This is a genomic window from Enterobacter sp. AC1 (assembly GCF_050434705.1).
Classification (GTDB): Bacteria; Pseudomonadota; Gammaproteobacteria; order Enterobacterales; family Enterobacteriaceae; genus Enterobacter; species Enterobacter cloacae_L.
Genome location: NZ_JBNDIZ010000008.1, coordinates 1 through 18641 on the forward strand (window position 1 = coordinate 1; position 18641 = coordinate 18641).

Here is an 18641-nt window from a genome sequence, read left to right on the forward strand (position 1 = left end):
TCAGAGACTTGGTATTCATTTATTGTCCGAAGACATTAAGAATCCATGTCACTTTGAGTGCCCACACAGATTGTCTGATAAATTGTTAAAGAGCATTGCAACGCGGCTTTCGCTCACCGTTGCGAGGTGGCGTATATTACGCTTTCCTCTTTCAGAGTCAACCCGTTATTTCAGGATTTTTTCTCTTCAACCGAACCGCTTGTTGTGTGAAGTGATTCACATCCGCCGTGTCGATGGAGGCGCATTATAGGGATCCCATTTTTTAGCACAAGTATTTTTTAGATCTTTTTTTCCGACTGCTGATTTTCCGTGCTTTTCGCTGAAATCCCGCCCGATTTGCTTAAATATTGACGTATTTTGCCTTGCCTCGATCCAATAATATGATCACAGTCTTCTGTATAGCGCTCATCATTAGAGGTGGATATGCCCGCAGTATTACGTCCTTATAAAGATCTGTTCCCCCAAAAAGGCGATCGCGTGATGATCGATGCCAGCAGCGTGGTCATTGGCGATGTCCGAATGGCCGATGACGTCAGTATCTGGCCACTCGTTGCCATTAGGGGAGATGTTAACTATGTGTCGATTGGTGCACGTACCAATATTCAGGACGGGAGCGTTCTGCATGTCACCCACAAGTCCTCTTATAATCCGGAAGGTAATCCGCTAATCATTGGAGAAGAGGTTACCGTCGGCCATAAAGTGATGCTTCACGGCTGCACTATCGGAAACCGGGTACTCGTTGGGATGGGGTCGATTTTGCTGGATGGCGTCATAGTTGAAGATGACGTCATGATTGGTGCCGGTAGCCTTGTCCCGCAAAACAAAAGACTCGAGAGCGGTTATCTCTATCTGGGAAGCCCGGTAAAACAGATCCGCCCCCTGAAGGAGGCAGAGATCGAAGGATTAAAATACTCAGCGAACAACTATGTTAAATGGAAGAATGACTATCTGAATCAGGACAACCAAATCCAGCCCTGATCGTCCTCCTGCTGTTCACGGATTAAATCGCTGGCTTCCTCTTCCAGATCCCAGCGATTTTCACAAAATACCGCTATCGGATCAGAGCCGCCAAAACGGCACAATAGCGTTTCCCCCAAAATGGCACAGGTAAGTTGCATCCCCTGTACCAGCACCGGGAAACAGACCGCTTGTTTACTCTCATCCCAGCTCTCTCTGTCCGGGAAGTGTATAGCCTGATTCACGCCGAAAGCTCCTGCTTTAACTTTTCAATGACCGGCTCGACTGCAGGCAACACGCCATGCCAGAGCAGTACCGCATGCGCAGCCTGACCCACCAGCATTCCCAGTCCATCCGCTACATGCTTCGCGCCGTGTTGTTCACACCAGCTCAGGAAAGGGGTCTTCCCTTTCTGATAATACATGTCATAGAAGTACATATGAGCGTTTACCAGCGAAGCGGGGATTGCCGGACTCTCGCCATTGATGCCGCTGGACGTGGCATTGATGACAAGATCGAATTCACGATTCTCAAGATCATCAAGTGCTACCGCACTCACGCTACCGGTATGTGCAAACAACGCCGCCAGCGCTTCTGCCCGGGAAAAAGTTCTGTTGGTTATGGTTACCGCACAGTCCAGCGAAAGCAGAGGCAAAAGGACTCCCCGCGATGCGCCACCCGCACCAATCAGCAGGACCCGGAATCCGGGCTTGATAAAGGAGAGTCTTTCCAGATCGCTAAGTAAACCAATTCCGTCAGTGTTATCACCCAGAAGACGGCCATCCTCAAGCCGTTTTAAGGTATTTACTGCACCAGCAAGTGAAGCGCGCTCGGTCAGCTCATCCGCACGCTCGAAAGCTTCCTCTTTAAAAGGAACCGTCACATTCGCGCCTTTACCGCCCGCGGCGAAAAAGGCCTCCAGCGTTGCAATAAATGCATCCACCGGTGCCAGTACACGACCATAGGGATGATTTATCTGAAGCTGCTCCGCAAAGTACTGATGGATCAACGGTGATTTGCTGTGCGCAATTGGATTACCAAAAACAGCATAGGTTTCCATGAGATTACCCCTGGCGAAAACGTTCGCCGGTCAAAGCGTCACGAATTTCGGACGGATTCTGGCGCCCTCCCGTTTCACCGACAGCGACAGGGAAGTCATTTCCGAACTGCGCCAGCACCTCATCGGTTGTGCGACAAGGCGGCAACCCTGTCAGGTTGGCGCTGGTTGAAACCAGCGGTTTGCCATATGCCAGGCAAAGCTCTACCACCAGCGGATGGTCAGTTACGCGAACCGCAAGGGAATCAAAGCGTCCGGTTAACCAGCGTGGCGTTGTCGGCTGCGCCGGGAAGACGAAGGTCACTGGACCAGGCCACGCGGAAAAGATCGTCTCGTGCTGCTCAGGCGTCAGCATAGAGTCATCAATATAGGGCTTAAGCTGCTCATAATTCGCAGCAATCAAAATCAGCCCTTTCTCAACGGGTCTTTGTTTTAAGGTAAGCAGGCGGCTCACGGCCGTCTCGCTGTCGGGATCGCAACCGACCCCAAAAACAGCTTCAGTTGGATAGGCGATGACTTCTTCGTTGTTCAGGACATCCACCAAATGCGCAATGGAGCCTGATTGCAGGTTATTATTCACTGTTTTGATCCGCCAAAACTGGCTTTCCACATTGTTTACTGGCGCAGAAGCGTTTCATACCTTGCGCCGTTTTCTTCTCGATAAGTAGCGGATAATTGCAATGGATGCAGACGCCCGCTACCGGTTTAAAATTGATAACGAACTGGCATTCAGGGTAGCGATCGCAGGAATGGAAGGTCTTACCAAAACGAGAGCGACGCTGTACTAATTGTCCGCGTTGGCATTGAGGACAGGCAATAGCCGTTTCATCAGGCTTATCAATTTGTTCAGTATGTTCACATTCTGGATAACGGCTACATCCAATAAACATGCCGAAACGTCCCTGGCGCAGCGCTAATTCGCCTCCGCAGAGAGGACAAAGCTGCCCCTCCAGAATTTTAACGATATGTCCATCCGCCTGGCTTTTCAGAGGACGAACATAATCACATTCCGGATAGTGTGAACAACCGAGAAACGGGCCGTGTTTCCCGGACCGAATAACAAGTTCAGCCCCGCACTGCGGGCAGGGCTCGTTTTTATGCACCGTGAATAGTGCTGATTTGGCCATAACAACTCTTGGTGCTGCACATTGAATTAATGCAGCATACCTTCATTCACTTCAAAGAGTAATTCTTCCATTTGCTGATAGGCATTTTCACAGCCCGGGATATTGAACAGAACCATCAGGATCACCCACTTGAGATCTTCCAGCTCAAATTCTGCAGTATCCAGCGCCATGACGCGCTCTATCACCATTTCTCTCGTTTCGAGGTTTAGCACCTGAATCTGCTCAAGGAATAAAATGAACCCCCGGCAGCTGGCGTCCAGCCTTTCACACTCTTCAGCGGTATAAATGCGTACTGACAATGGGTCAGAAGCAAGCTGCATCGGTTCGGCGAGGCCTTCCTGATAATCAGCCAGTTTTTCCAGCCACATCAACGCATTATAGATATCTTCCCGCTCAAACCCCGCATCGGTAAGATCCTGTGTCAATTTGTCCTGATCCACTCGCATTTCTGCTTCGTTATGGATGTAAGTCTCAAACAAATACATCAGTACGTCGAACATGGCATGCCCTCCTTAATCGGACATAGCCGCCGGGTACAGCTGCGATCCACCCTGCTAACTCCAGTTCGAGTAGCTGTGCTACCGTTACTGGCACAGGTTGGCCGGCACGTTCAGCGACAACGTCAACAGGTGTTACCTCATCTCCTACGTTAGCCAGGAGCTTGGGAAATGGCAATGCCACCTTTCCCTGATCTGATGAATAATGTCGCTTTTCGGGATCTTCCTGCAGCCATTGCAGCCCATATTGCAAATTTTCAAGTATGTCCCCGACTTCCGTTACCGGTGTCGCCCCCTGCTTAATCAGCCAGTGCGGCCCCTCGCATCCGGGGTTACCTATCGGGCCGGGCAAGGCAAAAATCTCTCGCCCCTGTTCGAGCGCGCATCGCGCCGTGACCAGTGAACCGCTTCGCCGCGCCCCTTCAACCACCAGTACGCCCTGGCTCAGACCGCTGATAATTCGATTACGACGCGGAAAGTTTGCTGGCCTGGGCTGTGCAGAAAGAGGAAACTCAGACACTATCGCGCCGTCAGACTCGATAATCCGCATCGCCAATGCCTGATGTCGGCGGGGATAAATGCTAAACAGTCCGTTCCCCAGCACCGCTACACTTCGCCCTTTTACCGACAGCGCCGCGCTGTGGGCAATGCCGTCAATACCGCAGGCCAGCCCGCTGGTAATCGTAAAACCACTTTGCGAAAGTTGCTCGCAGAGAATCTTTCCCCATCGCTCGCCGTACCATGACGGCGCACGGCTACCGACGACCGCCAGTTGGACCGAATTAAGCGTCTCAAGGTTACCTTTTACGAATAACGCCCCGGGATAATCAGGAATCGCGCGGAGTAAAGGGGGATAAAGCGGATGGTTAGCCATCAATAAATGATTTCCCGGCTGCTCAAGCCATATCAGGCTACGTTCCAGCTCACTTTCATCTGGAGCGAAGAACCGTTCAGTCTGCTTTACTGTCAGCCCGGCGTTTCTGACGACGAGAGCATCAATCCTTTCCAGCTTCTGCAATTGTGCAGCCGCTTCGAGCATTACATCACCATACAGAGAACCTGTGTGTATTAGCCGTAGCCATATCTCGATAGACGTCATCCTTTCCCCTGCCATAAGCGGCCTGCGCAATCATTGCGATTGGTCACTGATGCTGTCAATCGATGGGGGTTTTGTCTAGAATAGAGAGAGTATTCTTATCAACTCCTGAACACGACTCTGGAAATTTATGGCAGTTTTGCAAGTGTTACATATTCCGGACGAGCGCCTTCGCATCGTCGCTGAACCGGTCAAAGAAGTGAATGCAGAAATCCAGCGTATCGTTGATGATATGTTCGATACCATGTACGCCGAAGAAGGCATTGGCCTGGCGGCGACGCAGGTGGACATTCACAAACGTATTATCGTGATCGATGTTTCTGAAAATCGCGATGGCCGCCTGGTGCTTATCAACCCTGAGTTGCTCGAAAAGAGTGGCGAAACCGGGATTGAGGAAGGCTGTCTGTCCATTCCTGAACAGCGTGCTTTAGTGCCCCGTGCCGAAAAAGTGAAAATCCGCGCGCTGGATCGTGACGGTAATCCGTTCGAACTGGAAGCAGACGACCTGCTGGCAATTTGTATTCAGCATGAGATGGATCACCTGGTCGGTAAACTGTTTATCGATTATCTCTCGCCGCTGAAACAGCAGCGTATTCGTCAGAAAGTAGAGAAACTGGATCGTTTGCGTTCTCGCGCATAACGTCCCCCCGGATACAAGGATCATCGTGTCTAAAACACTACGTATTATCTTCGCGGGAACCCCTGATTTTGCAGCGCGTCATCTTGACGCGCTGTTATCTTCTGGTCACCAGGTTGTTGGCGTCTTTACCCAGCCGGACCGTCCGGCAGGCCGCGGTAAAAAACTGATGCCGAGCCCGGTAAAGGTGTTGGCAGAAGAGCATGGCCTACCCGTTTTCCAGCCTGCATCGTTACGGCCACAGGAAAATCAGCAGCTTGTTGCTGACCTGAATGCCGATGTGATGGTGGTGGTGGCTTATGGTTTAATTCTGCCAAAAGCTGTGCTTGATATGCCTCGCCTGGGTTGCGTCAACGTGCATGGGTCTCTGCTCCCGCGCTGGCGTGGTGCAGCACCTATCCAGCGCTCCCTGTGGGCAGGTGATGCTGAAACAGGCGTTACCATCATGAAGATGGATGTAGGTTTAGACACCGGCGATATGCTGTATAAACTGGCCTGCCCCATTACGTCAGACGACACCAGCGCCACGCTGTATGACAAACTGGCAGAACTCGGCCCGCAAGGACTCATCGAGACGCTTCAGCAGCTCGCTGACAATACGGCGAAACCTGAAGTTCAGGATGATGCGCGGGTGACTTATGCCGAAAAACTGAGCAAAGAAGAAGCGAGGATCGACTGGTCTTTGTCAGCCGCTCAACTTGAACGCTGCATTCGCGCCTTTAATCCGTGGCCGATGAGCTGGATGGAGATTGATGGGCAGCCAGTGAAGGTCTGGAAGGCCTCCGTCATTAGCGGTCATACCACAGCCGAACCTGGTACGATTATAGATGCCAGCAAGAACGGTATTCAGGTGGCGACTGCGGAAGGGATCCTGAATCTTGAATCGCTACAACCGGCCGGTAAGAAACCCATGAGCGCTCAGGATCTGTTAAATTCCCGTCGTGAATGGTTTATCCCGGGCAATCGTCTTGCCTGAACAAATTTATTCTTAAGGCCCGGTGTTTCCGGGCATTTTTATTTTTACGGTTATGAAAAAACAAAATCTACGCAGTATGGCGGCTCAGGCCGTTGAGCAGGTTATCGAGCAGGGGCAGTCATTGAGCAACGTCCTGCCTCCACTGCAACAAAAAGTATCGGATAAAGACAAAGCCCTGCTTCAGGAGCTTTGCTTTGGCGTTCTGCGCACACTCTCTCAGCTTGAGTGGTTGATTAATAAGCTGATGTCACGCCCAATGACAGGCAAGCAGCGCACCGTACATTATTTGATTATGGTGGGTTTTTATCAGCTTCTTCATACCCGCATCCCACCTCATGCCGCGCTGGCAGAGACAGTGGAAGGCGCCGTTGCGATTAAACGCCCTCAGCTGAAAGGGCTGATCAATGGCGTACTGCGTCAGTTCCAGCGACAGCAGGAAGAGCTTCTGGCTGAATTTGCCCAAAGCGAAACACGTTTCCTGCACCCGGACTGGCTGTTGAAGCGCCTGAAAAAAGCCTGGCCACAGCAGTGGCAAAATATTGCCGAAGCCAATAATCAACGTCCACCGATGTGGTTACGCGTGAATCGTAATCATCATTCTCGCGATGCCTGGTTGGCCTTGCTTGAAGAGGCTGGAATGAGCGGCTTCACCCATGATGCATACCCTGATGCCGTACGTTTAGCATCGCCTGCACCGGTACATGCATTACCCGGTTTTGATGAAGGCTGGGTAACCGTACAGGATGCCTCTGCCCAGGGTTGCATGACCTGGCTTGAACCTAAAAACGGTGAGCAGATCCTCGATCTGTGCGCCGCGCCTGGTGGCAAAACAACGCATATTCTTGAAGTGGCTCCCCAGGCCAGCGTGATGGCGGTGGACGTTGATGAACAACGTCTGTCACGCGTCTACGACAACCTTAAGCGTCTGGGCATGAAGGCACAGGTTAAGCAAGGCGATGGACGCAAACCCGCAGAATGGTGTGGTGAAACACAATTCGACCGCATTTTGCTGGATGCCCCCTGCTCTGCAACCGGTGTTATTCGTCGTCATCCGGATATCAAGTGGCTACGCCGCGATCGTGATATTAAGGAACTTGCCCAACTGCAGTCGGACATTCTCGACGCCATTTGGCCGCACCTTAAACCAGGCGGAACGCTGGTCTATGCAACCTGCTCCATACTTCCGGAAGAGAACAGCCTGCAAATCGCGTCCTTCCTTAAACGTACCCCTGACGCGGCACTGCGCGATACGGGAACACCTGAATCCCCGGGTCAGCAGAACCTGCCGGGTGCAGAAGAGGGTGATGGCTTCTTTTACGCTAAGCTAATCAAAGAGTGATGTTGAGAACAGGTCACGAGATATGAAGATTATCATTCTGGGTGCAGGACAGGTTGGCGGAACGCTGGCGGAAAATCTGGTTGGCGAAAACAACGACATTACAATTGTTGATACCAACGGCGATCGCCTGCGCGTTTTACAGGATAAATTTGATCTGCGCGTTGTGCAGGGCCACGGTTCACACCCACGCGTTCTTCGTGAGGCGGGCGCCGACGATGCCGACATGCTGGTCGCAGTGACAAGTTCTGACGAAACCAATATGGTGGCCTGTCAGGTGGCCTACTCGCTTTTCAACACGCCAAACCGAATCGCGCGCATCCGCTCTCCGGACTATGTTCGCGATGCTGAGAAACTGTTTAATTCAGAAGCGGTCCCAATCGATCATCTCATCGCGCCAGAACAGCTGGTTATCGACAGTATCTATCGCCTGATCGAATATCCGGGCGCTCTGCAGGTAGTGAACTTTGCCGAAGGAAAAGTGAGCCTGGCGGTCGTCAAGGCCTATTACGGTGGGCCATTGATCGGCAATGCGCTTTCCACGATGCGTGAGCACATGCCGCATATCGATACGCGCGTCGCGGCCATCTTCCGTCACGACAGGCCCATTCGCCCGCAAGGCTCCACCATTGTCGAAGCAGGGGATGAGGTCTTCTTTATTGCAGCGTCACAGCATATCCGTGCGGTGATGAGTGAACTTCAGCGTCTCGAAAAACCCTATAAGCGCATTATGCTGGTAGGCGGCGGCAATATTGGAGCAGGTCTGGCGCATCGGCTGGAAAAAGACTACAGCGTGAAGTTGATCGAGCGCGATCAACAGCGTGCTGCTGAACTGGCGGAAAAACTGCAAAATACGATCGTATTTTATGGCGATGCGTCAGATCAGGAATTGCTGGCTGAAGAGCATATTGATCAAGTTGATCTTTTTATTGCTGTCACCAACGACGACGAAGCGAATATTATGTCCGCCATGCTCGCCAAGCGTATGGGAGCAAAGAAGGTCATGGTGCTTATCCAGCGCAAGGCGTATGTCGATCTGGTCCAGGGCAGCGTCATTGATATTGCCATTTCACCTCAGCAGGCGACGATTTCCGCCCTCCTGAGTCACGTTCGTAAAGCGGATATTGTCGGGGTGTCATCGCTTCGTCGTGGCGTAGCGGAAGCCATTGAAGCAGTTGCTCACGGGGATGAAACCACGTCACGCGTTGTGGGCCGTTCGATCGACGAAATTAAGCTGCCGCCAGGTACAATAATCGGTGCCGTTGTGCGCGGGAATGACGTCATGATTGCCAATGATAATTTACGTATTGAGCAGGGCGATCACGTTATTATGTTCCTAACCGATAAAAAATTTATTACCGACGTTGAACGTTTATTCCAGCCAAGTCCATTCTTCCTTTAATGTGTCGGGTGCCTGAAAAAGTGCACCCGAACTTTATCCTTTTCATTTCTGTGCCTTTTATTTTTCATAACGTTTAATTATCCCGAATGGCAATTGGCTAATCATTTGTTAAACTTATAGTCGTCAGCTGGCACAAGGAGAGAAAAATGAGTTTTATTAAAGAATTCCGCGAATTTGCGATGCGCGGGAACGTTGTTGATTTGGCAGTGGGTGTCATTATTGGTGCGGCATTCGGCAAGATTGTTTCATCATTAGTCGCCGACATTATCATGCCACCTTTAGGGTTGTTAATTGGGGGTATTGATTTTAAACAATTCGCCTTCACGCTGCGTGAAGCGCAGGGTGATGTCCCGGCAGTCGTGATGCACTACGGCGTATTTATTCAGAACGTGTTTGATTTCGTGATTGTAGCGTTTGCCATTTTTATGGCTATCAAGCTGATCAACAGGCTCAACCGTAAAAAAGAAGAGCCGGCTGCGGCGCCTGCACCGACAAAAGAAGAAGTGCTGCTGAGTGAGATTCGCGATCTGTTAAAAGAGCAGAACAACCGCGTATAATCAATAGCTTAAAGCAGGAAGGCCAGTGGTAAATAAGCGATTCGCTTGTTTGCCACTAGCCTCCCAGTTACCCCGTTTTTCATGCTTGTCTTTACGCAGATAACTTCCTTTCCCTTTTTTATTCTTCTCAACGCGCTGTCTAAATAACGGATCGTGAAGTAACGCCTCAATGGCATTGTCCTTAATTTGTCCTTTCGTGTGCTGATAGCGGCTCATAATTTCTCCTGAGCATGGTTAATGACGACGGAAGTCTAGACCCGGATGAGCTAAAGATCAACAGTCCTCGGTTTCTCCACTGGCCCCCTGCTCAAGCGCTTCCAGAATTGAACAATAAATACTGCTGTGGGCCGTACCGCAGCAGGCATCATTCAGCCTTTGCAGAGAGCGCTGCATGGTTTGCAGCTCCTGAATGCGCGCTTCAACTTCATCAAGCCGGGCCTGCACAATACCTTTAGACTCCTGACAGGTATGATGTTCCGGATCGATGCGGATCGATAACAGCTCGCGGATCGAGTCCAGCGTGAAACCGAGCTGTCTCGCATAACGAATAAACCGCAGACGCTGAAGATCGTTATCGGTATAGAGACGGAAGCCACCTTCAGTGCGAACTTCATGATCGATCATCTGCTGCTTTTCGTAATATCGGATGGTATCCGGCGTGACGTTCGCGAGCTTCGCAAGTTCACCGATACGGTACATAACTATTCCTCGCTTATTTTCTGTATCAATCTTTCACTGTATTCCCCGTGCAGAAATTCAGTGCTCATTCCTGCCTGCCGCAGCTTGAGTTCAAGCAGGGCGAGCCGGCGACTAAGTTCGTCGTGTCGAGGATCGTCCTGACGGATCCTTTTGAGAAGATCGGCCAGTTCAACAGCCTCTCTTCTCTGTTCGAGCTCCGGAGGGAGGCAGCCTGCATTTTTCAGTAAACGGTATCCAGCACGTAGTTCCAGTGCGATATGTGAATCATCGTCAAGCACAAGAGGTTCTCCGCTTCCCGGAAGATCGTCGAACTCACCTTTCTTTTGGGCATCGCGAATATGGCGTTCTGCCCACTGGTCGAGCAACCACATTACCGGCTCCTGGGGATGAACAGAATTGATACAAACATTGTAGAGAAGTGGGGATATCGCGGATATAAAAAAACCCGCCGGAGCGGGTTTTTTTACGTTACTGCAGATTACTCTGCAGCAGCTTCTGCTTTCTCTGAACGATCAACCAGCTCGATGTAAGCCATCGGCGCGTTGTCGCCTGCACGGAAACCACACTTCAGAATGCGAGTGTAACCACCGGCACGGCTCGCGAAACGCGGGCCCAGTTCGTTAAACAGTTTTGCCACGATCTCGTTATCACGAGTACGGGCGAATGCCAGACGACGATTAGCAACGCTGTCAGTCTTGGCAAGAGTAATCAGCGGCTCAACTACGCGACGCAGCTCTTTCGCTTTAGGCAGGGTCGTCTTGATGATCTCATGACGAACCAGTGAACCTGCCATGTTGCGGAACATAGCCTGGCGATGGCTGCTGTTGCGGTTCAGTTGACGACCACTCTTACGATGGCGCATGACCTTATCCTTCTCAGTAAAACCTTAACCTGTGATCCGGTTACTCGTCAGCAATGCTTGCTGGTGGCCAGTTTTCCAGGCGCATGCCCAGAGACAAACCACGTGAAGCCAGCACGTCTTTAATCTCAGTAAGAGATTTTTTACCCAGGTTCGGCGTTTTCAGCAACTCAACCTCGGTACGCTGTACCAGATCACCGATATAGTGGATAGCTTCTGCCTTGAGGCAGTTAGCAGAGCGGACAGTCAATTCGAGATCGTCAACAGGGCGCAGCAGGATCGGATCGAATTCTGGTTTCTCTTCTTTCACTTCCGGCTGACGTACATCACGTAAGTCAACGAAAGCTTCCAGTTGTTCTGCCAGGATGGTTGCCGCACGACGAATCGCCTCTTCAGGATCGATTGTGCCGTTGGTTTCCATTTCGATGACCAGCTTGTCCAGGTCGGTACGCTGTTCTACACGCGCTGCTTCAACATTGTAGGCAATACGCTCTACAGGGCTATAGCATGCGTCGACCAGCAGACGGCCGATTGGGCGCTCATCTTCTTCCGAATGAATTCGGGCAGAAGCCGGCACATAACCACGACCGCGCTGAACTTTGATACGCATGCTAATAGCTGCGTTCTCATCGGTCAGGTGGCAGATCACGTGCTGCGGCTTGACGATTTCAACATCACCGTCGTGGGTGATGTCGGCTGCAGTCACAGGGCCAATGCCAGATTTATTCAGAGTAAGAATAACTTCATCTTTACCCTGAACTCTCACCGCCAGCCCTTTCAGGTTGAGCAGGATTTCAAGGATATCTTCCTGAACGCCTTCTTTGGTGCTGTACTCATGAAGTACACCATCAATCTCAACCTCGGTCACCGCGCAACCCGGCATCGATGAGAGCAGAATACGGCGCAGTGCGTTACCCAGAGTATGGCCAAAGCCACGCTCTAAAGGCTCAAGGGTCACCTTGGCGTGCGTCGAACTCACTTGCTCGATATCTACCAGGCGCGGTTTTAGAAACTCTGTCACAGAACCCTGCATTGTGTCCTCTCTTTGGTACTAAGCTTTACTTGGAGTAAAGCTCGACGATCAGGTGTTCGTTAATGTCCGCAGACAGATCAGAACGTTCTGGCTGACGCTTGAACGTACCTTCCATCTTGCCAGCATCAACTTCCAGCCAGGTTGGCTTTTCACGCTGCTCAGCCAGCTCCAGAGCGGCCTTCACGCGAGATTGCTTTTTCGCTTTCTCACGAATGCTAACAACGTCATTCGCTTTAACCTGATAAGAAGCGATGTTAACAACACGACCGTTTACCATGATTGCTTTGTGGCTAACCAGCTGACGTGATTCAGCACGAGTAGCGCCGAAGCCCATACGGTATACAACGTTGTCCAGACGACCTTCCAGCAGAGCCAGCAGGTTTTCACCTGTGTTGCCTTTCAGACGTGCTGCTTCTTTATAGTAGTTACGGAACTGACGCTCCAGCACACCGTACATACGGCGAACTTTTTGCTTTTCACGCAACTGCACACCATAGTCAGACAGACGCGGTTTACGCGCACCGTGCTGGCCAGGAGCTTGTTCAATTTTACACTTGGTATCGATCGCGCGAACGCCAGACTTAAGGAATAAGTCGGTGCCCTCACGACGGCTCAGCTTGAGCTTAGGACCCAAATATCTTGCCATTTTCTATCTCCAACTAACCTAAAAAACGAGCGTTATACGCGACGTTTTTTCGGCGGACGACAACCGTTATGAGGGATCGGAGTCACATCAGTAATATTAGTGATGCGGAAACCAGCGGCGTTCAGAGCGCGAACAGTAGATTCACGACCCGGACCCGGACCTTTAACCATAACTTCCAGATTCTTGATGCCGTATTCTTTTACGGCTTCAGCGCAACGCTCTGCTGCAACCTGAGCTGCGAACGGAGTGGATTTGCGAGAACCACGGAAACCGGAACCACCGGCTGTTGCCCAACCCAATGCGTTACCCTGACGATCAGTAATAGTAACGATGGTGTTGTTGAAAGAAGCATGGATATGAGCCACGCCGTCAGAGACTTGTTTTCTTACACGTTTACGTGCACGAACTGGTGCCTTTGCCATTATTCAATCACCCCGATTATTTCTTGATCGGTTTGCGCGGACCCTTACGGGTACGTGCGTTGGTCTTAGTACGCTGACCGCGCACTGGCAGACCACGACGATGACGCAAACCGCGATAGCAACCAAGATCCATCAGGCGCTTGATGCTCATGCTGATTTCACGGCGCAGATCACCTTCAACGACAAATTTGGCAACTTCGTCACGCAGCGTGTCGATTTGTTCTTCAGACAGCTCACTGATCTTAACATCTTCAGCGATACCCGCTGCAGCCAGAATGGCTTTAGAACGGGTCTTGCCGACGCCGTAGATCGAAGTTAATGCGATCACAGCATGTTTCTGATCAGGAATGTTAATGCCTGCTATACGGGCCACTATGCACTCCTACTATTTAATATGTACGCACCATGCTGAAAAGCCCGTTTTCAGGATACTCAAATGGAAACGTACAGACATACAAAAGATTGGCTGGCTAATCTAGCCAGCTCAACCCAACTTTGCAAGAAAAATATGCGAAATAATCAGCCTTGGCGCTGTTTATGCTTCGGCTCGGCACTGCAAATCACACGGATGACACCATCACGCTTAACGATTTTGCAGTTACGGCATAATTTCTTGACGGAAGCACGAACTTTCATTTTTACTCTCCGTAACTTCTCAGGCGACCATTTAGCGGCCGTAGCCTTTCAGGTTCGCCTTCTTCAATGCAGACTCGTACTGACTGGACATCATCAGAGTTTGCACTTGAGCCATAAAGTCCATAATCACGACAACAACGATAAGCAGTGAGGTCCCACCGAAGTAGAACGGTACTTTCATTGCATCACGCATGAACTCCGGGATCAGGCAGATAAAAGTAATATAGAGCGCACCAACCAAAGTCAGGCGGGTCATTACTTTATCGATATACTTCGCCGTTTGCTCTCCCGGACGAATTCCTGGTACAAATGCACCGGACTTCTTCAGGTTATCTGCTGTTTCACGCGGGTTGAAGACCAACGCCGTGTAGAAGAAACAGAAGAAGATGATCGCAGACGCATAGAGTAACACATAAAGTGGTTGCCCAGGCTGCAAATACAGCGAAATTGTTGTCAGCCAGTTCCAACCAGTACCGCCCCCGAACCATGACGCGATGGTCGCCGGGAACAGAATAATACTGGAAGCGAAGATAGCCGGGATAACCCCCGCCATGTTCACTTTCAGCGGTAAATGTGTGCTCTGTGCAGCATAGACACGACGACCTTGCTGACGCTTAGCGTAGTTCACCACAATGCGGCGTTGACCACGTTCAACGAAGACAACAAAGAACGTCACTGCAAATACTAATACTGCAACCAACAGCAACAGGAGGAAGTGCAGGTCGCCTTGACGCGCTTGCTCGATAGTATGGGCGATGGCCGGCGGGAGGCCCGCAACGATACCGGCGAAGATAATGATTGAGATACCGTTACCGATACCACGCTCAGTAATCTGTTCGCCGAGCCACATCAGGAACATTGTCCCTGTGACCAGACTAACAACAGCGGTGAAATAGAATGCAAAGCCTGGGTTTAATACCAGGCCCTGCATACCAGGCATATTCGGAAGACCGGTAGCAATACCGATCGACTGGAATATTGCCAGCACCAGAGTACCGTAACGGGTGTACTGACTAATCTTACGACGTCCAGACTCCCCTTCTTTCTTCAACTCTGCCAGGGCCGGATGAACGACCGTCAGCAGCTGGATAATAATAGATGCCGAAATGTACGGCATAATACCCAATGCAAAGATAGAAGCACGGCTGAGAGCACCACCAGAGAACATGTTGAACATTTCAATGATGGTGCCTCGCTGTTGCTCAAGCAGTTTGGCAAGTACAGCGGCATCGATACCAGGGATCGGAATAAAAGAGCCAATACGGAACACAATCAGCGCGCCGATAACAAACAGCAGTCTGCGTTTCAGCTCGCCAAATCCACCTTTGGCACTTTGAAAATCTAATCCCGGTTGCTTAGCCATCTGCTACTTATTCCTCAATTTTACCGCCAGCAGCTTCGATAGCAGCACGAGCACCTTTAGTAACACGCAGGCCACGAACAGTTACCGGAGTAGAAACTTCACCAGCCAGGATCACTTTCGCGAACTCGATCTGGATACCGATAATGTTTGCTGCTTTCAGCGTGTTCAGGTCTACAACGCCGCCTTCAACTTTCGCCAGGTCAGACAGACGGATTTCCGCTGTGATCGCTGCTTTGCGAGAGGTGAAGCCGAACTTCGGCAGACGACGGTACAGTGGCATCTGGCCACCCTCGAAACCGCGACGTACGCCACCGCCAGAACGAGAGTTCTGACCTTTGTGACCACGACCACCGGTTTTGCCGAGGCCAGAACCGATACCACGACCCAGGCGTTTACCCGCCTTTTTAGAGCCTTCGGCCGGAGACAGAGTATTTAAACGCATCTCTTACTCCTCAACTTTAACCATGAAGTAAACCGCGTTGACCATACCACGAACAGCAGGAGTATCCTCGCGCTCAACGGTATGACCAATACGACGCAGACCCAGGCCAAGCAGCGTTGCCTTGTGTTTCGGCAGACGACCGATTGCACTGCGGGTTTGAGTGATTTTAATAGTCTTTGCCATGGTCAATTACCCCAGAATTTCTTCAACGGATTTACCACGCTTGGCAGCGACCATTTCTGGAGAATTCATATTTTCCAGGCCATCAATAGTTGCACGAACCACGTTAATCGGGTTGGTGGAACCATATGCTTTGGCCAGAACGTTATGAACCCCAGCAACTTCCAGAACGGCGCGCATTGCACCACCGGCGATGATACCGGTACCTTCTGAAGCTGGCTGCATGAATACACGAGAACCCGTGTGAACACCTTTAACTGGGTGCTGCAGGGTGCCGTTGTTCAGCGCGACGTTAATCATATTGCGACGGGCTTTTTCCATCGCTTTCTGGATCGCTGCTGGAACTTCACGCGCTTTACCGTAACCAAAACCAACGCGACCGTTACCATCACCAACTACAGTCAGAGCTGTGAAGGAGAAAATACGACCACCTTTAACGGTTTTAGATACGCGGTTTACCGCGATCAGCTTTTCCTGCAGTTCGCCAGCCTGTTTTTCGATGTGAGCCATCTTACACCTCTACCTTAGAACTGAAGGCCAGCTTCACGGGCAGCATCTGCCAGTGCCTGGACACGACCATGATATTGGAACCCGGAACGGTCAAAGGAAACATTGCTGATGCCTTTTTCCAGAGCGCGTTCAGCAACAGCTTTACCAACAGCTGCAGCGGCGTCTTTGTTACCGGTGTACTTCAATTGTTCTGAGATAGCTTTTTCTACAGTAGAAGCAGCTACCAGAACTTCAGAACCGTTCGGTGCAATTACCTGTGCGTAAATATGACGCGGGGTACGATGTACCACCAGGCGAGTTGCACCCAGCTCTTTGAGCTTGCGGCGTGCGCGGGTCGCACGACGGATACGAGCAGATTTCTTATCCATAGTGTTACCTTACTTCTTCTTAGCCTCTTTGGTACGCACGACTTCGTCGGCGTAACGAACACCCTTGCCTTTATAAGGCTCAGGACGACGGTAGGCGCGCAGATCTGCTGCAACCTGACCGATCAGCTGTTTATCAGCGCCTTTCAGCACGATTTCAGTTTGAGTCGGACATTCTGCAGTGATACCGGCCGGCAGCGGATGCTCAACAGGGTGTGAGAAGCCCAGAGACAGGCCTACTGCATTCCCTTTGATAGCTGCACGATAACCTACACCAACCAGCTGAAGCTTTTTAGTGAAGCCTTCGGTAACACCAACAACCATTGAGTTCAGCAGGGCACGCGCGGTACCAGCCTGAGCCCATCCATCCACGAAACCATCACGTGGACCGAAGGTCAGAGCGTTATCTGCATGTTTAACTTCAACAGCTTTGTTGAGGGTACGAGTCAGCTCGCCGTTTTTACCTTTGATCGTAATAACCTGACCGTCGATTTTTACATCAACGCCGGCAGGAATAACGACCGGTGCTTTAGCAACACGAGACATTCTTTCCTCCGATTAGGCTACGTAGCAGATAATTTCGCCACCAAGACCAGCCTGGCGCGCTGCACGATCAGTCATAACACCTTTAGAGGTAGAAACAACTGCGATACCAAGACCAGCCATAACTTTTGGCAGCTCATCTTTTTTCTTATAGATGCGCAGGCCTGGGCGGCTGACACGCTGAATGCTTTCTACAACAGCTTTACCCTGGAAATACTTGAGAGTAAGTTCCAGTTCCGGCTTGGTGTCGCCTTCAACTTTAAAATCTTCGATAAAACCTTCTTCCTTCAGCACGTTGGCAATTGCCACTTTCAGCTTGGCGGAAGGCATGGTGACCGCAACTTTGTTCGCGGCCTGACCGTTACGGATACGGGTCAGCATATCCGCGATCGGATCTTGCATGCTCATCTGTCTTTACTCCCGTGATTCAATTGGTAATTACCAGCTAGCCTTTTTCAAGCCTGGCACTTCACCGCGCATAGCGGCTTCACGCAGTTTGATACGGCTCAACCCAAACTTGCCCACATAACCATGTGGACGACCTGTTTGACGACAGCGGTTACGCTGACGAGACGGGCTGGAATCACGCGGCAGAGACTGCAGCTTGAGAACCGCATTCCAACGATCTTCGTCGGAAGCGTTCACATCAGAAATGATCGCTTTCAGTTCAGCGCGTTTAGCGAAGAATTTATCAGCTAAAGCTACGCGCTTTACTTCGCGTGCTTTCATTGATTGCTTAGCCATTCAGTAACCCTACCTTACTTGCGGAACGGGAAGTCAAAGGCAGCCAGCAGAGCACGGCCTTCTTCGTCAGATTTCGCAGTAGTGGTAATGGTAATATCCAAACCACGCACGCGGTCGACTTTATCGTAGTCGATTTCTGGGAAGATGATCTGCTCACGGACACCCATGCTGTAGTTACCACGACCGTCGAAAGACTTAGCGGACAAGCCACGGAAGTCACGGATACGTGGAACAGCAATAGTGATCAGACGCTCAAAGAACTCCCACATGCGTTCGCCACGCAGAGTTACTTTACAGCCGATCGGATAGCCCTGACGGATTTTGAAGCCTGCAACTGATTTGCGTGCTTTGGTGATCAGCGGTTTTTGACCGGAGATTGCTGTCAGGTCAGCTGCTGCGTTATCCAGCAGTTTCTTGTCAGCGATCGCTTCACCAACACCCATGTTCAGGGTGATCTTCTCGACCCGAGGGACTTGCATGACAGAATTGTAGTTAAACTCAGTCATGAGTTTGTTAACTACTTCGTCTTTGTAGTAATCATGCAGTTTCGCCATCGT

Annotated in this window: 30 protein-coding genes; 6 read left to right on the forward strand and 24 right to left on the reverse strand. The window is 50.9% G+C overall.

Features of this window, described 5'->3' with window-relative positions; translation table 11 throughout:
- Positions 1–423 precede the first annotated feature (423 nt).
- A complete protein-coding gene (locus tag M2433_RS19420) occupies positions 424–978 on the forward strand; it encodes a gamma carbonic anhydrase family protein (RefSeq protein ID WP_429056848.1) in 555 nt (184 codons plus the stop codon).
- Here the strand turns inward: M2433_RS19420 and M2433_RS19425 are convergent.
- From M2433_RS19425 to dprA, 6 genes are read right to left on the reverse strand one after another with little or no spacing between them, the layout of a single operon-like run.
- Positions 954–1202, reverse strand: a complete 249-nt coding sequence (locus M2433_RS19425) for a DUF1488 domain-containing protein (RefSeq protein ID WP_429056846.1) — start codon at positions 1200–1202, stop codon at positions 954–956. The two genes, M2433_RS19420 and M2433_RS19425, sit on opposite strands and share 25 nt — an antisense overlap.
- Positions 1199–2017: a shikimate dehydrogenase gene (gene aroE / locus M2433_RS19430; RefSeq protein ID WP_429056844.1), complete on the reverse strand. Its 819-nt coding sequence runs from the start codon at positions 2015–2017 to the stop codon at positions 1199–1201. The genes M2433_RS19425 and aroE overlap by 4 nt, the downstream gene beginning before the upstream one ends.
- Before the next feature lie 4 nt (positions 2018–2021).
- Positions 2022–2594 carry an L-threonylcarbamoyladenylate synthase type 1 TsaC gene (tsaC, locus tag M2433_RS19435; protein ID WP_429056871.1) on the reverse strand — a complete coding sequence of 191 codons (573 nt, stop codon included), beginning with the start codon at positions 2592–2594 and terminating at the stop codon, positions 2022–2024.
- A complete protein-coding gene (locus tag M2433_RS19440; RefSeq protein ID WP_429056841.1) occupies positions 2587–3141 on the reverse strand; it encodes a topoisomerase DNA-binding C4 zinc finger domain-containing protein in 555 nt (184 codons plus the stop codon). Before M2433_RS19440 ends, tsaC begins: the two co-directional genes overlap by 8 nt.
- A gap of 26 nt (positions 3142–3167) precedes the next feature.
- Positions 3168–3641 carry a DUF494 family protein Smg gene (smg, locus tag M2433_RS19445; RefSeq protein ID WP_008503477.1) on the reverse strand — a complete coding sequence of 158 codons (474 nt, stop codon included), beginning with the start codon at positions 3639–3641 and terminating at the stop codon, positions 3168–3170.
- A complete protein-coding gene (gene dprA / locus M2433_RS19450) occupies positions 3613–4737 on the reverse strand; it encodes a DNA-protecting protein DprA (RefSeq protein ID WP_429056838.1) in 1125 nt (374 codons plus the stop codon). The genes smg and dprA overlap by 29 nt, the downstream gene beginning before the upstream one ends.
- Positions 4738–4864: 127 nt before the next feature.
- Between dprA and def the strand changes: the two genes are divergently transcribed.
- From def to mscL, 5 genes are all read left to right on the forward strand, one after another.
- Positions 4865–5374: a peptide deformylase gene (gene def / locus M2433_RS19455; RefSeq protein ID WP_008503479.1), complete on the forward strand. Its 510-nt coding sequence runs from the start codon at positions 4865–4867 to the stop codon at positions 5372–5374.
- Positions 5375–5399: 25 nt separating this feature from the next.
- The gene (gene fmt / locus M2433_RS19460) at positions 5400–6347 is read left to right on the forward strand and encodes a methionyl-tRNA formyltransferase (RefSeq protein WP_429056836.1); all 948 of its coding nucleotides are present in this window, start codon (positions 5400–5402) and stop codon (positions 6345–6347) included.
- 52 nt (positions 6348–6399) lie between these two features.
- Positions 6400–7686, forward strand: coding sequence for a 16S rRNA (cytosine(967)-C(5))-methyltransferase RsmB (gene rsmB, locus M2433_RS19465; RefSeq protein WP_429056833.1), 1287 nt, complete (start codon positions 6400–6402; stop codon positions 7684–7686).
- A gap of 22 nt (positions 7687–7708) precedes the next feature.
- The gene (trkA, locus tag M2433_RS19470; protein WP_047345326.1) at positions 7709–9085 is read left to right on the forward strand and encodes a Trk system potassium transporter TrkA; all 1377 of its coding nucleotides are present in this window, start codon (positions 7709–7711) and stop codon (positions 9083–9085) included.
- Between the two features lie 146 nt (positions 9086–9231).
- A complete protein-coding gene (gene mscL, locus M2433_RS19475; RefSeq protein ID WP_023309449.1) occupies positions 9232–9642 on the forward strand; it encodes a large-conductance mechanosensitive channel protein MscL in 411 nt (136 codons plus the stop codon).
- Here the strand turns inward: mscL and M2433_RS19480 are convergent, their stop codons facing one another.
- The 18 genes from M2433_RS19480 to rplE form a co-directional block, all read right to left on the reverse strand.
- On the reverse strand, positions 9643–9858 hold the full coding sequence (locus M2433_RS19480) for an alternative ribosome-rescue factor A (protein WP_429056830.1): 216 nt from the start codon (positions 9856–9858) through the stop codon (positions 9643–9645).
- A gap of 57 nt (positions 9859–9915) precedes the next feature.
- Positions 9916–10341: a Zn(2+)-responsive transcriptional regulator gene (gene zntR / locus M2433_RS19485; protein WP_429056827.1), complete on the reverse strand. Its 426-nt coding sequence runs from the start codon at positions 10339–10341 to the stop codon at positions 9916–9918.
- 2 nt (positions 10342–10343) lie between these two features.
- On the reverse strand, positions 10344–10712 hold the full coding sequence (locus M2433_RS19490) for a DUF1992 domain-containing protein (protein ID WP_429056826.1): 369 nt from the start codon (positions 10710–10712) through the stop codon (positions 10344–10346).
- A gap of 107 nt (positions 10713–10819) precedes the next feature.
- The gene (rplQ, locus tag M2433_RS19495) at positions 10820–11203 is read right to left on the reverse strand and encodes a 50S ribosomal protein L17 (protein WP_001216368.1); all 384 of its coding nucleotides are present in this window, start codon (positions 11201–11203) and stop codon (positions 10820–10822) included.
- 40 nt (positions 11204–11243) lie between these two features.
- The gene (locus M2433_RS19500) at positions 11244–12233 is read right to left on the reverse strand and encodes a DNA-directed RNA polymerase subunit alpha (protein ID WP_002919219.1); all 990 of its coding nucleotides are present in this window, start codon (positions 12231–12233) and stop codon (positions 11244–11246) included.
- 25 nt (positions 12234–12258) lie between these two features.
- Positions 12259–12879 carry a 30S ribosomal protein S4 gene (gene rpsD / locus M2433_RS19505; protein WP_004868345.1) on the reverse strand — a complete coding sequence of 207 codons (621 nt, stop codon included), beginning with the start codon at positions 12877–12879 and terminating at the stop codon, positions 12259–12261.
- Positions 12880–12911: 32 nt separating this feature from the next.
- The gene (gene rpsK, locus M2433_RS19510; RefSeq protein WP_003863312.1) at positions 12912–13301 is read right to left on the reverse strand and encodes a 30S ribosomal protein S11; all 390 of its coding nucleotides are present in this window, start codon (positions 13299–13301) and stop codon (positions 12912–12914) included.
- Positions 13302–13317: 16 nt separating this feature from the next.
- On the reverse strand, positions 13318–13674 hold the full coding sequence (rpsM, locus tag M2433_RS19515) for a 30S ribosomal protein S13 (RefSeq protein ID WP_003863308.1): 357 nt from the start codon (positions 13672–13674) through the stop codon (positions 13318–13320).
- A 146-nt stretch (positions 13675–13820) separates the two neighbouring features.
- On the reverse strand, positions 13821–13937 hold the full coding sequence (gene rpmJ / locus M2433_RS19520) for a 50S ribosomal protein L36 (RefSeq protein WP_000868187.1): 117 nt from the start codon (positions 13935–13937) through the stop codon (positions 13821–13823).
- Between the two features lie 31 nt (positions 13938–13968).
- Positions 13969–15300: a preprotein translocase subunit SecY gene (gene secY, locus M2433_RS19525; protein WP_003863305.1), complete on the reverse strand. Its 1332-nt coding sequence runs from the start codon at positions 15298–15300 to the stop codon at positions 13969–13971.
- Positions 15301–15307: 7 nt separating this feature from the next.
- On the reverse strand, positions 15308–15742 hold the full coding sequence (gene rplO / locus M2433_RS19530; protein ID WP_003863304.1) for a 50S ribosomal protein L15: 435 nt from the start codon (positions 15740–15742) through the stop codon (positions 15308–15310).
- A 3-nt stretch (positions 15743–15745) separates the two neighbouring features.
- Positions 15746–15925 carry a 50S ribosomal protein L30 gene (gene rpmD, locus M2433_RS19535; protein ID WP_003863301.1) on the reverse strand — a complete coding sequence of 60 codons (180 nt, stop codon included), beginning with the start codon at positions 15923–15925 and terminating at the stop codon, positions 15746–15748.
- A gap of 6 nt (positions 15926–15931) precedes the next feature.
- A complete protein-coding gene (rpsE, locus tag M2433_RS19540) occupies positions 15932–16432 on the reverse strand; it encodes a 30S ribosomal protein S5 (RefSeq protein WP_003863299.1) in 501 nt (166 codons plus the stop codon).
- 14 nt (positions 16433–16446) lie between these two features.
- Positions 16447–16800 (reverse strand): 50S ribosomal protein L18, encoded by a 354-nt coding sequence (rplR, locus tag M2433_RS19545; RefSeq protein WP_003863297.1) that lies wholly within the window; start codon positions 16798–16800, stop codon positions 16447–16449.
- A 9-nt stretch (positions 16801–16809) separates the two neighbouring features.
- Positions 16810–17343: a 50S ribosomal protein L6 gene (gene rplF / locus M2433_RS19550; protein WP_003863296.1), complete on the reverse strand. Its 534-nt coding sequence runs from the start codon at positions 17341–17343 to the stop codon at positions 16810–16812.
- Between the two features lie 12 nt (positions 17344–17355).
- Entirely contained in the window at positions 17356–17748 is a 393-nt protein-coding gene (gene rpsH / locus M2433_RS19555; protein WP_006178918.1) for a 30S ribosomal protein S8, read from the reverse strand.
- Between the two features lie 30 nt (positions 17749–17778).
- Positions 17779–18084: a 30S ribosomal protein S14 gene (gene rpsN, locus M2433_RS19560; RefSeq protein WP_003863291.1), complete on the reverse strand. Its 306-nt coding sequence runs from the start codon at positions 18082–18084 to the stop codon at positions 17779–17781.
- 14 nt (positions 18085–18098) lie between these two features.
- Positions 18099–18638 carry a 50S ribosomal protein L5 gene (gene rplE / locus M2433_RS19565; protein WP_001096206.1) on the reverse strand — a complete coding sequence of 180 codons (540 nt, stop codon included), beginning with the start codon at positions 18636–18638 and terminating at the stop codon, positions 18099–18101.
- Positions 18639–18641 lie beyond the last annotated feature (3 nt).

What these genes read in the sequence shown, in the direction of transcription:
- M2433_RS19420 (WP_429056848.1), top strand. Translation starts at nt 424, where the DNA reads ATGCCCGCAGTATTACGTCCTTATAAAGATCTGTTCCCCCAAAAAGGC.
- aroE (WP_429056844.1), bottom strand. Translation starts at nt 2,017, where the DNA reads ATGGAAACCTATGCTGTTTTTGGTAATCCAATTGCGCACAGCAAATCA.
- M2433_RS19440 (WP_429056841.1), bottom strand. Translation starts at nt 3,141, where the DNA reads ATGGCCAAATCAGCACTATTCACGGTGCATAAAAACGAGCCCTGCCCG.
- smg (WP_008503477.1), bottom strand. Translation starts at nt 3,641, where the DNA reads ATGTTCGACGTACTGATGTATTTGTTTGAGACTTACATCCATAACGAA.
- dprA (WP_429056838.1), bottom strand. Translation starts at nt 4,737, where the DNA reads ATGACGTCTATCGAGATATGGCTACGGCTAATACACACAGGTTCTCTG.
- def (WP_008503479.1), top strand. Translation starts at nt 4,865, where the DNA reads ATGGCAGTTTTGCAAGTGTTACATATTCCGGACGAGCGCCTTCGCATC.
- rsmB (WP_429056833.1), top strand. Translation starts at nt 6,400, where the DNA reads ATGAAAAAACAAAATCTACGCAGTATGGCGGCTCAGGCCGTTGAGCAG.
- trkA (WP_047345326.1), top strand. Translation starts at nt 7,709, where the DNA reads ATGAAGATTATCATTCTGGGTGCAGGACAGGTTGGCGGAACGCTGGCG.
- mscL (WP_023309449.1), top strand. Translation starts at nt 9,232, where the DNA reads ATGAGTTTTATTAAAGAATTCCGCGAATTTGCGATGCGCGGGAACGTT.
- M2433_RS19480 (WP_429056830.1), bottom strand. Translation starts at nt 9,858, where the DNA reads ATGAGCCGCTATCAGCACACGAAAGGACAAATTAAGGACAATGCCATT.
- zntR (WP_429056827.1), bottom strand. Translation starts at nt 10,341, where the DNA reads ATGTACCGTATCGGTGAACTTGCGAAGCTCGCGAACGTCACGCCGGAT.
- M2433_RS19490 (WP_429056826.1), bottom strand. Translation starts at nt 10,712, where the DNA reads ATGTGGTTGCTCGACCAGTGGGCAGAACGCCATATTCGCGATGCCCAA.
- rplQ (WP_001216368.1), bottom strand. Translation starts at nt 11,203, where the DNA reads ATGCGCCATCGTAAGAGTGGTCGTCAACTGAACCGCAACAGCAGCCAT.
- M2433_RS19500 (WP_002919219.1), bottom strand. Translation starts at nt 12,233, where the DNA reads ATGCAGGGTTCTGTGACAGAGTTTCTAAAACCGCGCCTGGTAGATATC.
- rpsD (WP_004868345.1), bottom strand. Translation starts at nt 12,879, where the DNA reads ATGGCAAGATATTTGGGTCCTAAGCTCAAGCTGAGCCGTCGTGAGGGC.
- rpsK (WP_003863312.1), bottom strand. Translation starts at nt 13,301, where the DNA reads ATGGCAAAGGCACCAGTTCGTGCACGTAAACGTGTAAGAAAACAAGTC.
- rpmJ (WP_000868187.1), bottom strand. Translation starts at nt 13,937, where the DNA reads ATGAAAGTTCGTGCTTCCGTCAAGAAATTATGCCGTAACTGCAAAATC.
- secY (WP_003863305.1), bottom strand. Translation starts at nt 15,300, where the DNA reads ATGGCTAAGCAACCGGGATTAGATTTTCAAAGTGCCAAAGGTGGATTT.
- rplO (WP_003863304.1), bottom strand. Translation starts at nt 15,742, where the DNA reads ATGCGTTTAAATACTCTGTCTCCGGCCGAAGGCTCTAAAAAGGCGGGT.
- rpmD (WP_003863301.1), bottom strand. Translation starts at nt 15,925, where the DNA reads ATGGCAAAGACTATTAAAATCACTCAAACCCGCAGTGCAATCGGTCGT.
- rpsE (WP_003863299.1), bottom strand. Translation starts at nt 16,432, where the DNA reads ATGGCTCACATCGAAAAACAGGCTGGCGAACTGCAGGAAAAGCTGATC.
- rplR (WP_003863297.1), bottom strand. Translation starts at nt 16,800, where the DNA reads ATGGATAAGAAATCTGCTCGTATCCGTCGTGCGACCCGCGCACGCCGC.
- rplF (WP_003863296.1), bottom strand. Translation starts at nt 17,343, where the DNA reads ATGTCTCGTGTTGCTAAAGCACCGGTCGTTATTCCTGCCGGCGTTGAT.
- rpsH (WP_006178918.1), bottom strand. Translation starts at nt 17,748, where the DNA reads ATGAGCATGCAAGATCCGATCGCGGATATGCTGACCCGTATCCGTAAC.
- rpsN (WP_003863291.1), bottom strand. Translation starts at nt 18,084, where the DNA reads ATGGCTAAGCAATCAATGAAAGCACGCGAAGTAAAGCGCGTAGCTTTA.
- rplE (WP_001096206.1), bottom strand. Translation starts at nt 18,638, where the DNA reads ATGGCGAAACTGCATGATTACTACAAAGACGAAGTAGTTAACAAACTC.